The organism is Desulfolutivibrio sulfodismutans DSM 3696, assembly GCF_013376455.1.
Taxonomy (GTDB): Bacteria; Desulfobacterota; Desulfovibrionia; order Desulfovibrionales; family Desulfovibrionaceae; genus Desulfolutivibrio; species Desulfolutivibrio sulfodismutans.
This window is the reverse complement of record NZ_CP045504.1, coordinates 4075564-4089361: the sequence shown is the minus strand read 5'-3', so window position 1 is coordinate 4089361 and position 13798 is coordinate 4075564. Positions and strand designations below refer to the sequence as shown.

The 13798-nt window shown below is 62.3% G+C and carries 13 protein-coding genes and 1 tRNA gene; 6 read left to right on the top strand and 8 right to left on the bottom strand.

From position 1 onward, the window contains the following. Positions 1-385 precede the first annotated feature (385 nt). From fdnG to GD606_RS18600, 4 genes are all read left to right on the top strand, one after another. Positions 386-3427, top strand: a complete 3042-nt coding sequence (fdnG, locus tag GD606_RS18615; RefSeq protein ID WP_163303187.1) for a formate dehydrogenase-N subunit alpha — start codon at positions 386-388, stop codon at positions 3425-3427. 120 nt (positions 3428-3547) lie between these two features. Further along, positions 3548-4270, top strand: coding sequence for a 4Fe-4S dicluster domain-containing protein (locus GD606_RS18610; protein ID WP_163303188.1), 723 nt, complete (start codon positions 3548-3550; stop codon positions 4268-4270). 169 nt (positions 4271-4439) lie between these two features. Continuing rightward, positions 4440-5372, top strand: a complete 933-nt coding sequence (locus GD606_RS18605) for a formate dehydrogenase accessory protein FdhE (protein ID WP_163303189.1) — start codon at positions 4440-4442, stop codon at positions 5370-5372. Positions 5373-5746: 374 nt separating this feature from the next. Next, complete coding sequence (locus GD606_RS18600) at positions 5747-6199, top strand: winged helix-turn-helix domain-containing protein (protein ID WP_163303190.1); 453 nt, start codon at positions 5747-5749, stop codon at positions 6197-6199. A gap of 129 nt (positions 6200-6328) precedes the next feature. Here GD606_RS18600 and GD606_RS18595 read toward each other — a convergent pair whose 3' ends face one another. The 3 genes from GD606_RS18595 to GD606_RS18585 form a co-directional block, all read right to left on the bottom strand. Next, on the bottom strand, positions 6329-6601 hold the full coding sequence (locus GD606_RS18595; RefSeq protein ID WP_163303191.1) for a type II toxin-antitoxin system RelE family toxin: 273 nt from the start codon (positions 6599-6601) through the stop codon (positions 6329-6331). Then, complete coding sequence (locus GD606_RS18590; protein ID WP_163303192.1) at positions 6594-6872, bottom strand: hypothetical protein; 279 nt, start codon at positions 6870-6872, stop codon at positions 6594-6596. Before GD606_RS18590 ends, GD606_RS18595 begins: the two co-directional genes overlap by 8 nt. A 179-nt stretch (positions 6873-7051) precedes the next feature. Beyond that, positions 7052-7128, bottom strand: a tRNA-Arg gene (locus GD606_RS18585). Between the two features lie 202 nt (positions 7129-7330). Here GD606_RS18585 and GD606_RS18580 point away from each other — a divergent pair. Next, the gene (locus GD606_RS18580) at positions 7331-7573 is read left to right on the top strand and encodes a type II toxin-antitoxin system RelE family toxin (RefSeq protein ID WP_246298887.1); all 243 of its coding nucleotides are present in this window, start codon (positions 7331-7333) and stop codon (positions 7571-7573) included. Continuing rightward, positions 7557-7901: a helix-turn-helix domain-containing protein gene (locus tag GD606_RS18575; protein WP_163303194.1), complete on the top strand. Its 345-nt coding sequence runs from the start codon at positions 7557-7559 to the stop codon at positions 7899-7901. The genes GD606_RS18580 and GD606_RS18575 overlap by 17 nt, the downstream gene beginning before the upstream one ends. Before the next feature lie 20 nt (positions 7902-7921). Here GD606_RS18575 and GD606_RS18570 read toward each other — a convergent pair whose 3' ends face one another. The 5 genes from GD606_RS18570 to GD606_RS18550 form a co-directional block, all read right to left on the bottom strand. Beyond that, complete coding sequence (locus GD606_RS18570) at positions 7922-10900, bottom strand: chemotaxis protein CheA (RefSeq protein ID WP_176629349.1); 2979 nt, start codon at positions 10898-10900, stop codon at positions 7922-7924. A gap of 47 nt (positions 10901-10947) precedes the next feature. Further along, positions 10948-11316: a response regulator gene (locus tag GD606_RS18565; protein ID WP_163302689.1), complete on the bottom strand. Its 369-nt coding sequence runs from the start codon at positions 11314-11316 to the stop codon at positions 10948-10950. 29 nt (positions 11317-11345) lie between these two features. Beyond that, positions 11346-12056: a chemotaxis protein CheW gene (locus GD606_RS18560; RefSeq protein WP_163302690.1), complete on the bottom strand. Its 711-nt coding sequence runs from the start codon at positions 12054-12056 to the stop codon at positions 11346-11348. After that, positions 12053-12811, bottom strand: coding sequence for a ParA family protein (locus GD606_RS18555; protein WP_176629397.1), 759 nt, complete (start codon positions 12809-12811; stop codon positions 12053-12055). The genes GD606_RS18560 and GD606_RS18555 overlap by 4 nt, the downstream gene beginning before the upstream one ends. A gap of 103 nt (positions 12812-12914) precedes the next feature. Then, on the bottom strand, positions 12915-13793 hold the full coding sequence (locus GD606_RS18550; RefSeq protein ID WP_163302692.1) for a CheR family methyltransferase: 879 nt from the start codon (positions 13791-13793) through the stop codon (positions 12915-12917). Positions 13794-13798 lie beyond the last annotated feature (5 nt).

Sequence of the window (13798 nt, the reverse complement as noted above, 5' to 3'; positions counted from 1 at the left end):
CCCCTTTTGGCCATATCGAAGGCCCCGCTTTTCACTCGTCTGCGGGATCGAAAACATCTCCTCATCGCCACCTTGTCCTGTCGACACAGCCCCGGCGCGGGCTGCCGGGCATTAATGTGCTTAAAATAACATATTAATATCATTGGAGATTTTTAAAAACCCCATTGACCGAGCCCTCCTGCTATGCTAATTGCGGCAGAACGCTGGCAAGCTGGGGCGTCCCAGGTTTTGATGCCGGTCCCAGACGAAGCAAGCCCCCTCTCGGCGGAGGGGGCGAATGGGGCCCAAAGACGCTTCGGGCCAAAAGCAAAGTGCCACAAGGTCAGGTCTTCGCCGCACACTCGACAGAAGCGGCGGCGGGCCTAAGCCGAAACGAGGAGGAACCATGAAGCTTTCCAGACGGGGATTCATGAAATGGACAGGGGCGGGCGCGGCGGCCCTCTCCCTGTCCAGACTGGGCTTCGACGTGAAGCCCGTGGCGGCGTATGCGACCACGCTACGCATCGCCGGGGCCAAGGAGGTGGTGTCCATCTGCCCGTTCTGTTCGTGCGGATGCAACATCATCATGTTCGTCAAAGATGGGACGTTCATCAGTTCCGAGGGCGACCCGGACTATCCCGTGAGCGAAGGGGCCCTGTGTCCCAAGGGCGCGGCCTTCCACTCCATGCATGTCAGCCACCACCGGGTCTTGAAGCCCCGTTACCGGGCCCCGGGCAGCGACAAGTGGGAGGAAAAGGACTGGGACTTCGTCCTGGACCGCATCGCCCGCAAGGTGAAGGACACCCGCGACAAAGACTTCGTCGAGAAAAACGACAAGGGCCTGACCGTGAACCGGGTGGAAAGCCTGTTCCAGCTCGGCACCTCCCAGATGGACAACGAAGAGTGCGCCGTCGCACACCAAATGCTCAGAAGCCTGGGGGTCGTGTACATGGACCACCAGGCACGGGTCTGACACAGCCCCACTGTACCGGCTCTGGCAGAGTCGTTCGGACGCGGCGCGATGACCCAGCACTGGATTGACATCAAAAACGCTAACGCCATTCTGATCATGGGCAGCAACGCTGCCGAGCATCACCCCATCTCGTTCAAGTGGGTTTTAAAGGCCCAGGACGATGGAGCGACGGTCATTCACGTCGATCCCAAGTTCTCCCGCACCTCCGCCAGATGCGATCTGCATGTGCCGCTTCGTTCCGGCACGGACATCGCGTTTCTGGGCGGCATGATGAAGTACATCATCGAGAAGGGCCTGTATCAGAAGTACTACGTCGAGAACTACACCAACGCAGCGTTTATCGTGGGCGACGGCTTCGAGTTCAAGGACGGCATGTTCTCGGGCTATGATCCGGCCACCAAGAAATACGACCAGAAGAAATGGGCCTTCGCCATGGATGACCAGGGCGTGCCCAAGAAAGACCCCACCCTGAAGGATCCCAGGTGCGTCTTCCAGCTGCTCAAGAAGCAGTATGACCGCTACAACCTGGACGACGTCTCGGCCATCACCGGCGTATCCAAAGAAAACCTGCTCAAGGTGTACGACGCCTACGCGGCCACGGGCAAACCCGACAAGGCCGGGACCATGATGTACGCCCTGGGCTGGACCCAGCACAGCGTGGGCGTGCAGAACATCCGCCTGGGGGCCATGATCCAGCTCATGCTGGGCAACATCGGCGTGGCCGGCGGCGGGGTCAACGCGCTGCGCGGCGAGCCCAACGTGCAGGGTTCCACGGACCATGCCCTTTTGTGGCACATCATCCCCGGCTACCACAACGTGCCCACCACGGCCTGGCAGACCCTGGACGACTACCAGAAGGCCAACACCCCCAAGACCAACGACCCCAAAAGCGTCAACTGGTGGCAGAACCGGCCCAAATACGTGGTCAGCCTGCTCAAGGCCTGGTTCGGGGACAACGCCACGGCGGAGAACGGCTTCTGCTACGGGCTTTTGCCCAAGGTGGACCCGGGCGTGGACTACGCCAGCATGGTGCTCTTCGACAAGATGTACAAAGGCAAGGTGAAGGGCGGCTTCATCTACGGACACAACCCGGCCCAGAGCATGCCCCACACCCACAAGATCCGCAAAGCCCTGACCATGCTTGACTTCCTGGTCGTGGGCGAGGCCCACGAGACCGAAACGGCGGCCTTCTGGCGGCAGCCCGGCGTGGACCCCAAAGACGTCAAGACCGAGGTGTTCCTCCTGCCCTCCTGCCAACGCGGCGAGAAAGACGGCACCATCTCCAACTCCGGCCGCTGGCACATGTGGCACCACAAGGGCTATGAGCCCAAGGGCGATTCCAAGCCCATGGGGTGGATGGTCGTGGAGATCATGAAGCGCGTCCGCGACCTGTACGCCAAGGAAGGCGGGGCCTTCCCCGAGCCCATCGCAAAGCTCGACTGGTACGACGCCTACGATGCGGACCTGGTGGCCAAGAAGATCAACGGCTGGTTCACCCGCGACTGCACCGTAAACGGCAAGGACTTCAAAAAGGGTGACCAGGTTCCGGCCTTCCCCTTCCTGACCACCGACGGCGCCACATGCAGCATGTGCTGGGTCTACGCCGGAAGCTACGTGGACAAGGACAAGAACCTGACCAAGCGCCGCGACCTGACCCAGACGCCTATGCAGGCCAAGATCGGGCTGTTCCCGAACTTCTCCTGGGCCTGGCCTGTCAATCGCCGCATCATCTACAACCGGGCCTCCGTGGACATGAACGGCAAGCCCTTCAACCCCAACCTCCCGGTCGTCATCTGGGAAGGCGACAAGTGGGTGGGCGACGTGCCCGATGGGCCAGCCCCACCCATGGCCATGGAAAAGGGCGTCTATCCCTTCATCATGCACACCGAGGGCCATGGCCAGCTCTACGGCCCCGGCCGGGTGGACGGGCCCTTCCCCGAGCACTACGAACCGGCCGAGACGCCTGTGACCTCGCATCCGTTCTCGAAGCAGTTGAGCAATCCCTGCATCCGGATCATGGACAGCGACATGGACCTCCTGGCCAAGCCGGGAGACCCCAAGTACCCGATTGTGCTTACGACCTACAGCATGACCGAGCACTGGTGCGGCGGCGGCGACACCCGCAACACCCCCGCCCTGCTCGAGGCGGAACCGCAGCTCTATGTGGAGATGAGCCAGGAACTGGGCAAGGAAAAGGGCATCAAAAATGGCGACCCGGTGATCGTGGAGAGCATCCGGGGCAAGGTGGAAGCCATCGCCATGGTCACGGTGCGCATGACGCCGCTTACGGTCAAAGGAAAGACCGTGCACCTGATCGGCATGCCGTTTTGCTTCGGCTGGACCACTCCGGGCGTGGGCGACGCCACCAACCGGCTGACGCCGTCGGTGGGCGATCCCAACACCACCATCCCGGAATACAAGGCCTGCCTCGTGGACATCCGCAAGGCCGACAAGGTCACGGAACTGGCCAGATAAACGCTGGTTTTCCGCGCCGCCAAACGGGCGTCGCGGCCTGAAAACGGACTTCGATTTTCAGGATGCGAAAACGAGCCGGGGGCGGACACGGGTTCGCCCCCAAACCACACGGAGAGCGTCATGCCCAAGGCATTTTTTATCGATACCTCGCGTTGCACGGCCTGCCGGGGCTGCCAGGTGGCCTGCAAGGAATGGCACGAACACGGCGTCGTGCCCACGCTCCAAAGGGGAACGCATCAGAACCCCCCGGAGCTGACCCCGACAAACTTCAAAATCGTGCATTTCGACGAACATAAAATCGACGGCCGCATCCATTGGCTGTTTTTCCCGGAGCAGTGCCGCCACTGCGTGAATCCGCCCTGCAAGGACTTCGGCGACATGTACGTGCCAGGCGCGGTCATCCAGGACGAGGCCACCGGGGCGGTGCTGTACACCGAAAAGAGCAAGGAGCTGACCCCAGAGCAGTGCAAGGACATACAGGAACTGTGCCCCTATTTCGTTCCCCGGCGGGACGAAAAAACCGGCCTGCTCACCAAGTGCGACATGTGCATCGACAGAGTCCAGGCCGGGATGAAACCGGCCTGCGTCAAGACCTGCTGCACCGGGACCATGAACTTCGGCGAGCGCGAAGAGATGCTGGCCCTGGCCCACAAGAGCCTGGAAAAGGCCAAGAAAAAGCATCCCCAGGCCAGCTTGCTGGATGAGGACAGCGTGAACGTGATTTATCTCGTCACCCAGCCGCGCGACAAGTACTTTGAACACGCCAGCCGGGACATCAAACCCCTGTCCCGCCAGGCCTTCCTGCAAAAGATCATTGAACCCGTGCGCCGCATGGCCGGCTAACCGTCACCGGGGACACGCAACCGCGTGTCCCCCTTGACCAAGCTTCGCGGGGAGGGGATGCGCCTTCTGGCATGGATCGGCCATGCCCCCTCCCCTCGAGCCGACAACCCGGGCCGCGACGGCGAAAACGCCGTGGGGCATTGCCCCGGCCCATACGGAGTAGGGTTTTATGCGCTTTGACGAACGAAAGTACAAGATTCAGGAAGAGGCGAAACTCCTCGTACCGCCCCCACGCTCCGAGGCCGTGACGGCCATCGCCAGGGTCTTTGCCGCCCTGGCCGACCGGCGCGCCGCCTGTCTGGCGGCCCTGCCCGAGACGCCGCCTGTGGTGGAGCTCGATTTCGATCCGGCCCTTTTCGAAGAGGGCACGCCCCTTCTGAGCTCGTTTGACCCGGCCTGCTTCCTGGAGGATTTCACGGCCGCAGCCGGGTGTCTTTTCCCGGGCATGGCCGAGCTTTTTCCGGCCGTGGCCGGAGAGATTTCCGCTTTGGCCGACGCCATCTCCGGAAATCCGGCGGTGGCCGACGCCTGTCTGGCGGCCCTGTGGACTGAAGGCGAGGAGGCAGGCGCCGTATGGGAGAAAGTCGGCGCATTGAGCGGGGTGTCCGCCGCCGTGGCCGCCTTTGCGGCAGGCGAGGCCCTCAAGGTCTGCCTGACCAGGATGGCCCCGCTTCTGGCCCCGCAGGTGCAAAAAGAATCCTGGTTCCGGGGGTATTGCCCCATCTGCGGCTCCTATCCCGACGCCGGGTGCCTTTTGCCCAAGGAGCCCGAGGAAAGCGAATACCTCATCTCCAAAAGCGGCCAATTGCACATGCACTGCGCCCGGTGCGGCCATGTGTGGCGCTACGTGCGCCTCAAGTGCCCGGCCTGCGAGACCACGGACCACGAAAAATTCGCCAGCCTGATCGCCAACGACCGCGACGACGAGCGGGTCTATACCTGCAGCGAATGCGGCATCTTTTTTCCCTGCGTGGATCTGACCGGCGGGCGCCAGGACATCCGCCTGGAGAACGTCGCCCTGGATCTTATGCATCTGGAGTTCGTGGCCGCCGAGCGGGGGTTTCGGCCCCTGGTCGTGCAGGCCTGGAATACATTTGCCTGATCACCCTCGGGCAATTCGTAGGCGCTCATCCGATCCGGTTCGCCTCTGCGGCGCGATCCGGATCGGGTGTCGTCTTTTTTGGAATTCCCGCGTCTCGATTTTCCCACGCAGCTATGTCATGGTCGGCATAGCGGACGGCGCAAACGCGTTGTCCGCGCCCTCCATGGCGCGCGGAAACGGCAAGGTCCGTCCCGCCCGCCGGAACCATTGTCTGCGGGAACCTCTATGGATGCGCCCCTTTTCCAGCACCCCGGTCGTGTACGCCGACCATCCCGCCGCATGGCCCTGGGCACGCCCCAGGACCGCCGCATGGCCCCCCTGCGCCGGTCTTTCTGGCCGCTCCCCCCGTGTCCCCTGACAGCCGGGCCCCGGCCATGAAAAAGGACCGTTCCCTGACCGAGCATGTCCCCACCGTGCGCCTGCACCTGTGGCTGGACACGGACGACGGGCTCTTTTTCGGCACCGGCCGGGCGCTTTTGCTGGAACGCATCGAAAAGCACGGCTCGCTCAAAAAAGCCGCCGAGGAGTTGGGCATGTCCTACCGGGCAGCCTGGGGAAAGATCAAACAAAGCGAAAAGATTCTGGGGTTTGAGCTCATCACCCGCAACAGCCGACGCGGCGGCTACGAACTGACGGATTTCGGCAGGCTGGTGCGCGACAGGTTCGTGCTGTGGTTCAACGAGGTGGAGAAGACGGCACTGGCCAAGGCCACGGAGATCTTTCCCTGGGACGTACAGGGCTACCGGGGCAATGTCGCGAAGGAAGAAGAAGCGGCGGCGGGCGACGTGCCCGACACCGGCCCCGCCGCGACGGCGGATGAATCCTGAACGGGCCGTGAAAAGGGGGCAACCTGCGGAGCACCCGGAAGAGCCAAGTACATACTTACTCCTTCAATGTGGCGGACAGGGCTGGCAATGGCGTCCGGCCCTGTCCGCTTTTTGTCCGACCATTGATTTTCACTTGTACACGTCTCCGCGCGGCCCAAACCCCGCGATAACCACGGCCTTGTTTTCCTGGTCCACCACGAACAGGACGCGCCACCGACCGACACGAAGCCGCCACCCCTCAAGGCTGCCCTTGAGTTTGGCCACATCCCCGGCGAACGGGTCCACCTTCATGGCCAGCATCGCGTCCAGAAGGCGTTCCCGCTCTTTCCGTGGCAACTTGGACAGGTAGCGTTTTTCCTTCTCTTGAATAATGACCGACCAAGTGGCAGGGGTATCAGTCATCGCGGTCTTCCAGAAGCGCCCGCCGCACATCATCTAGGGATTCCCCCTGTCCGGCCCGATACTCGGCCAGGGCCTCGGCCATTCTCTTTTCTTCCTGGGCTGTCAGCGCGTCTTCGGGGTTAATCCTGGCCCATTCCTTGTTCACGGCGTCCATGACGATTTCACGGACCTTCCGGCGTGTTTCCAGCTTGAGCAACACAACCCGCTTGTATTCTTCGGGGGTGACACGGACGGTTATCGTCCTGGTCTTGGGTTCGATGTTTTCGCGCATGGCTTACCTCGTGACTGTTTGATATTCAAAAGCAGTCTTTTTATCATCTCGTTTTCTTGAAAAGTCAAATTGCTGCGGCCGTCTTCTTTGGAGTCAACAAACGTCCATTCCGAGCTGACGCTTTTTGCCCCCCAAAAGAAAAAGGCCCCGCAGGAAAACCCGCGAAGCCTTATGAAATATGGCGCGCCCGGGAGGACTCGAACCCCCGACCAAGAGCTTAGAAGGCTCCTGCTCTATCCACCTGAGCTACGGGCGCGTAGCCGAACCAAGTACTTAATCAACCGCCACTGGTCCGGTCAAGCCCGACCGAGGTGCCGGACGGCCTGAATCTGGCCAATGGCGTCCCGGAATACCGTCTCAAAAACAACATTTCAAAACAAACACTCCGGGACATACGCCTTCTATATTGCGATGTTCCCTGTCATGAGTTATAAAAAGTTATGCCACATGTGGAGTGGATGCCCAAGGCGTATAAACAGATGCTGCGTTTTCCCCTGTCCGAGCAGGCCAGGATCATCCAGGCCGTGGACGGGCTGGCGGACTGGCCGGATTGCCGCAACGTCGCAAGGCTCACCGACCGCCCCGGACAGTACCGGCTTCGGGTTGGGCGTTACCGGGTGATTTTCCGGGCCATTCCCGACGGACGCATGGTTTTGCTGCGTATTGAGGAGGTCAAAAAACGCGATGACCACACCTACTAGACATCAGATCATCGAGCAGGACGGCAGGCCGCTTTTTGTGGTGGTTCCGTATGACGACTATCTGGAACTCACCGGGGAGGCCGCGCCCACGGCCACGATCCCCCATGAGGTGATCCGGCGCACGGTCCTTGAGGGTATCAGCCTCATGCGGGCCTGGCGGGAACACAAGGGACTGACCCAGGCCACGGTGGCCGAGGCCATGGGGGTGAGCCAGGCGGCTTATGCGGCCATGGAGCGTCCGGACGCCCGGCCGCGCCACGTCACCCTGCAAAAGGTGGCGCGGGCCATGGGACTGGTCGCTGAACAACTCCAACCGGCTGACGAATGATCCTTTCCGACTGATCGCCCTTACTTCCCGCCCCGGATGCCGGTGGTGGTCATCATGTAGATCTCATGCGGATCGAGAATAAGCACCACCGAGCCGTCGCCCATGATGGTCGCCCCGGAGATGCCGCGCATGTCGAATTCGCTCAAATAACTGCCCAGGGGCTTGATGACGATCTCCTGGCGCTCCAGGAGCTTGTCCACGATGAGCCCCAGGCGGCGCTCGTTGTCCTGGAGGATGACCACAGGCACGATGTCCCGGTTGTCGGCGTTTTTGGGCAGCTCCAGCGTCTCGGCCAGCTCCACGATGCCCAGCACCTCGCCGCGAAGCGTCACGGCCTTGCGCTTGTTGACCTCGGTCATGCGCTTGACCTCGATCTTGGTGGTCTCGGACACCGAGTCCAGGGGAATGGCGTACATGGCCCCGTTGACCACCACCATCAGCGCGTCGATGATGGCCAGGGTCAGCGGCAGGGCCAGGGTGAACTTGGTGCCCTTGCCCACCTCGCTGACCACGCTGACCGTGCCCTTGAGATTTTTGATGTTGGTGCGCACCACGTCCATGCCCACCCCCCGGCCGGAGATGTCCGTAATCTTTTCGGCCGAGGAAAACCCCGGGGCGAAGATCAGATCGATGGCGTCGCGGTCGTCCATGACCTTGGCCTCTTCGGGGGTGATGACGCCCTTTCTGACCGCCACCTCGCGCATCTTGGCCGGGTCGATGCCCCGGCCGTCGTCCTCCACCTCAATGGCCACGGAGTTGCCGCGATGGTAGGCCCGAAGCCAGACATGGCCGAACTTGGGCTTGTTGGCGGCCAGGCGGCCGTCCTCGGTCTCCAGGCCGTGGTCCAGGCTGTTGCGGATCAGGTGCACCAGGGGATCGCCGATGACCTCCACCACGCTCTTGTCCAGTTCCGTCTCCTCGCCCTCGGTGATGAGGTTGACCTCCTTGCCGGACTTGCGGCTTAGGTCCCGCACCAACCGGGGAAAGCGCGAAAACACCGAGGACACCGGCACCATGCGCACCTTCATGATGGTGTCTTGCAGGTCGTCGGAGATGCGGGCCATGGCGTAGGTGCTTTCGGTGACCTGCTGGGCGATGTGCACCACGTCTTCCTTGCCCTCTTCCAGGGAGCGGGCCAGCATGGCGAACCGGTTACGGTTGATGATGAGTTCGCCGATGAGATTCATCAGGTGGTCAAGCTTTTCGTGGTCCACCCGGATGGTGGAGGAAACCTTGGGCTTCCCGGCGTCGGCCTGGGCATTGGCCGTGGCGGCGGCCGGGGCCGGCTTGGGCGCGGACGCGGCGGCCGGAGGCGGGGTCGGCTGCGGTGTGGGCGCGGGCTTCGGTTCGGGCTTGGGCTCAGGCTTGGGCTCAGGCTTCGGCTCAGGCTTCGGCGTGGGCTTGGGCTCGGGCTTCGGCGCGGGCTTCTGTTCGGGCTTGGGCTCGGGCTCAGGCTTAGGTTCGGGCGTGGGCGCGGAGGCGGCTGGCTCCGGCGTGGAAGCGACTGGCAGTCCCGGCTTGGCCACAGGGGCGGCCACCGTCCCTCCCGAGCGCAGCCGGAGGATGGCCCCGCCGACCATATCGCCCAGGATGGAACACTCCTGGCGTAAAATATCCATCAGCATATCAAACGACATGTCCGTCTTGCGCCCCTGATCCACCAGCCCGGCGGTGCGCTCGGCATAGGTCTTGACATCCTCCAGCCCCATGTAGGCCGAGGAGTTCTGAATGGTCACCAGGGTGCGGTACAGGCCGTCCACCAGATCCTTGGACGAGGCGTCCTTGTCCAGGCCATCCAGGGCGATGTGCATGTTCTCGAGCTGTTGCCCGATGGTGCGCTCGAAGATGGCCACATCCTCGGGGTCGTAGCCCGGGGCCGGGGCGTCCGCCCGGGCCTCGTCGCCGGAGGTCTCCGGCTGCGGCGGGGCGGCGGTGTCCGGCGTTGCCTCGGATGCGGCTTCGGGCTCAGGCTCAGGGGCGCGTACCGCGCCCTGGCCGAAGGCCTCGCCTTCCTCGGCCGCCCGCTGCAACCGGCCCGTCAGGATGGAGATGTCCAGGGGCTGGGCCGTGCTCTTGGCCTGGTCGATGCCGCCGATCATGGCCTCGATGAAATCCACGGTGGACAGCAGAAGGTCGATCATGCCCCGCGAGGTGCCGATCTCCCCCTTGCGCACCCGGTTGAGCAGGGTCTCGGCCTCATGGGTCAGGGCGTTTAATTCCTTGTGCCCGATGATGCCGCTGTTGCCCTTGAGATTATGGAAATACCGAAAGATGTCGTTGACCAGTTCGGAACCCTGCAGGTTTCCGGCCTCGGCCTCCAGTTCGAGAAGCGAGCTGTTTAAGCGCTCCACGATCTCCCGGGCCTCTTCGAGGAAATCCGCCAGATGCCCCTCGCCGATGGAGGTCAGGGCGTAGGGATCGCCCACCACCGTGGGGGTCACGGGTTCGTTGTCCGGGGCGACGCTGGCCCGCCCATTGCCTGGCGCAGGGGGCGGGGTTTGGGCCGGGGCGGCGGCGGGTTCCGTCCCGGGTTCCGGTTCGGGCTCGGGCCCGGGTTCGGGCTGCGGTTCCGGCGCGGGAGGGGGGGTGGCCGGGGCGGCGGATTCCCCGGCCAGGATGGCCGCAATGCGGCTGATCACCGGCGAGGTGTCCACCTCGCCCTCGACCCCGGTCTGCTCCAGGTTGTCGATCATGGTGCGCAGGGAATCCGTGGCCGCCAGGATCACGTCCATGATCTCGGCGGTGACGGCCAGCTTGCCCTTGCGCAACTCATCAAGGATGTTTTCGGACTTATGGGCCAAGCCGTTTATCTGGTTTAAGCCCAGAAACCCCGACGCCCCTTTGAGGGAATGCATGGGACGAAAGATTTCATTCAAAAGACCCAGATTTCCAGGATTTTTTTCGAGCTCAAGCAGGTTGGGCTCGATGGTCTCCAGGTGTTCCTTGGCCTCGACGATGAAATCCGCGAAAAGTTCCGGATCCATGAAATCTTGCGACATTGGCGCTCCTTGCCGACCATGCGTCCCTTACGGGCGTGGGAAAACGGTCATCCCAACAGCATCTTGATATTTTTAACCATCATCTCGGGTTGGGCGGGTTTCACCAGATAGAGGTTGGCGCCGATGCTAAGCCCTTTTTGGATATCGTTCTCCTGGCCTTCCGTGGACAACACCACAATGGGAATATCCCGGTAGGCGTCCTGCTCGCGCACGGTCTTGATGAACGTGATGCCGTCCATGCGGGGCATGTTGATATCGGAAATGATCAGGTCGATCTTCTGTTCGGAATACAGCTTCTCCAAACCGTCCAGACCGTCCTCGGCCGCCGTGACCTTGAAGCCTTCCTTCTTCATGATGAAGGCCACCAGATTGCGCACGGTCTTCGAATCGTCCACGATGAGGATATGCTTGGCCATGCCCTTGTCCTCCAGACGCTCACGCGCCTTCAACTCTTCAAAACCTTTTGAAAAAGGCTGTCAATGGAGATGATCTTTATCAATCTGTCGTCATGCCTGAGCAGACCGATCAGATATTGCGCCCCCACCCCGACCTGGGCCTCGATGCCCCACTCCACCCGATCCGGCGACGCACGGTGCATGGCCGCCATAGCCTCGACCATCAGCCCCAGACGCATCCCGGCCGCCCGGCAGACAATGACGAATCGCCCCTGGTCGCAGGCGTCACAGCCAATGTCCAAAATGGTCCCCAGATTCACCAGGGGGGTCACCCGGCCACGAAGATTCATTATTCCGGCCAGATAGGGAGGCGCGGCCGGAATCTTGGTCGGCGCGGCCCCCCGCAGAACCTCCTGCACCAGCTCGATGGGCACGGCGAAATCCTGGCCGGCCACGGAAAAACCAACCAGTTGCAATTCCTGGGCGTCGCGCAGGCCCGCCTCGAAGCGGGCCGTTTCCCCCATATCCGGCATGTGGTCCGACGCCGCGACTCCCGGGGCCTGCGCCCCTGCGCCGGGACTGCTGACCGTTTCCACCCGGGCGGGCCGGGATAGTCCCTTGGCCTCAAGAGCCGCTTCATACTCCACACCCAGATATTTTTCCAGGAAGGCGCGCTCGGGTTCGGTAAACCCCTCGCGGGCCGCCTCCTCTCCGGGTACAACCACGGCGTTTTTGAAATACTCTTCCAGCTTTTTGCTCATGACCGCAGGATCTCATCGGCAAGTTGCAGATATTCCCGAGCCCCCCGACTGTCCGGAGCCACCTCGTAGATCACTTTTCCGTCCGCGCTGGCCTCGCGAAACTGGGTGTCCAGCCCGATCACCGTGGAAAACACCCGGGGACCGAGCTTGCGCCGTAAAAGGTTGAGCACCCGCACGCAGGCCCCGGCCCGGCGGTCGTACATGGTGGCCAGGGCCTTGAAGGCCAGGGGCTTTTTGAGCACGCGGTTTATGGTCCGGATGGAGTCGAAAATCAGCCGCAGGCCGTGCAGGGCCAGAAAATCCGTCTGGATGGGGATGACCAAGAGGTCTGCGGCCACCATGGCGTTGGCCAAAAGCACCCCCATGTGCGGCGGACAGTCCAGGATCATGAAATCGTATCTGTCGGCAACGGCCACCAACGCCTCCTTGAGAATCACCCCCTTGCGGGGCCTCGCCCGCAAGTCCATGTCGAGTTCCGAGAGCCGGTAGTGCCCGGGCACGAAATCGAAGCCTGCCTGGCCGGGCCGGATCACGGCCGCTGCAAAGGCCCCGGCGTCCACCGTGTCGGCCAAAAACAGATCCAGGGCCGACCCGGACACGTTCTCCGGGAAAAATCCCAGATGGGCCGAGGCGCAGTTGTGCGGGTCCAGGTCCATGACCAACACCCGCTTGCCGCGCCGGGCCAGGGCCGCCCCCAGGGACAGGGCCGTGGTGGTCTTGCCCACGCCGCCCTTCTGGTTGGCCACGGCCAAAATCCTGGCGCATCCCGGCCTCGTCCCGGCGTCCGGCGCCGCCCCCCGGAAGACGCGCCCGCCACGGGTTCACCGCCGCCCGCGCCCTCGGTCCCGGGCGCCCGCATCACTCCTCCTTGCGATAGATGATCGCGCCGGGGTAGTGCTTGGGCCGAAAGACCCGGGAGATGTTGTGCAGGGACTCGGAATGGCCGATGAACAGATACCCCCCGGGTAAAAGGTTGTCGTAGAAGGCCCCGATGACGTTTTTTTTCATTTCGTCGTCGAAATAAATGATCACGTTGCGGCAAAACACGATCTGGGAATGGTCCACACGTTTGAGTTGAAGGCGGTCGCTCAGATTGATCTGCCCGAAACTCACCAGACGCTTGACCTCGGGTTTGATGGTGAACCGGGGGCCGTCCTGGATGAAATAACGGGCCACGATTTCCTTTGGCGTGGTGCGCAGGGTATATTCGTTGAACACGCCCTGTCTGGCCGCCGCCAGCACGGCCTCGGAGAGGTCGTTGGCGGTTATCCGGATATCCCAGGAGGGCAGTTCCGTGCGCAGCACCTCCATGAGGATGATGGCCAGGGTGTAGGGCTCCTCCCCGGTGGAACATCCGGCGGACCAGATGCGCAGCCGTTTGTGGCGCTGGGACCGCAGCCGGTCCAGGACATCCGGCAACACCTGGTCCTGGAAGACCTTGAGCTGGGGCGGATTGCGGTAAAAACTGGTTTCGTTGGTGGTGATGACCTCAAAAAGCCGATTGAGTTCCTGGCGGCGTCCCGGGTCGTATTGCAAATAGTAGTGGTACTCGGCAAAGCTGTTGAGATCCAAGTCCTTGAGCCTGGCCGCCAGCCTGTTTTCCACCAGATACTTCCTGGAATCGGCCACAAAGATGCCGCTTTGGGAATAAATGAAATCCCGCAACTGCACGAACTCGGCATCCGAGATCTTCAGATCCTTTCGCAGGGATATCGTTTTGGAAAAAAGCGAAGACATTAGGC

Excerpts from the sequence above, each read along its gene's own strand:
- GD606_RS18565 (WP_163302689.1), bottom strand. The coding sequence starts at position 11,316 with ATGGCCAAGCATATCCTCATCGTGGACGATTCGAAGACCGTGCGCAAT.
- GD606_RS18580 (WP_246298887.1), top strand. The coding sequence starts at position 7,331 with ATGCCCAAGGCGTATAAACAGATGCTGCGTTTTCCCCTGTCCGAGCAG.
- GD606_RS18560 (WP_163302690.1), bottom strand. The coding sequence starts at position 12,056 with ATGAGCAAAAAGCTGGAAGAGTATTTCAAAAACGCCGTGGTTGTACCC.
- GD606_RS18610 (WP_163303188.1), top strand. The coding sequence starts at position 3,548 with ATGCCCAAGGCATTTTTTATCGATACCTCGCGTTGCACGGCCTGCCGG.
- GD606_RS18570 (WP_176629349.1), bottom strand. The coding sequence starts at position 10,900 with ATGTCGCAAGATTTCATGGATCCGGAACTTTTCGCGGATTTCATCGTC.
- GD606_RS18590 (WP_163303192.1), bottom strand. The coding sequence starts at position 6,872 with ATGCGCGAAAACATCGAACCCAAGACCAGGACGATAACCGTCCGTGTC.
- GD606_RS18550 (WP_163302692.1), bottom strand. The coding sequence starts at position 13,793 with ATGTCTTCGCTTTTTTCCAAAACGATATCCCTGCGAAAGGATCTGAAG.
- GD606_RS18575 (WP_163303194.1), top strand. The coding sequence starts at position 7,557 with ATGACCACACCTACTAGACATCAGATCATCGAGCAGGACGGCAGGCCG.
- GD606_RS18595 (WP_163303191.1), bottom strand. The coding sequence starts at position 6,601 with ATGACTGATACCCCTGCCACTTGGTCGGTCATTATTCAAGAGAAGGAA.
- GD606_RS18600 (WP_163303190.1), top strand. The coding sequence starts at position 5,747 with ATGAAAAAGGACCGTTCCCTGACCGAGCATGTCCCCACCGTGCGCCTG.
- GD606_RS18605 (WP_163303189.1), top strand. The coding sequence starts at position 4,440 with ATGCGCTTTGACGAACGAAAGTACAAGATTCAGGAAGAGGCGAAACTC.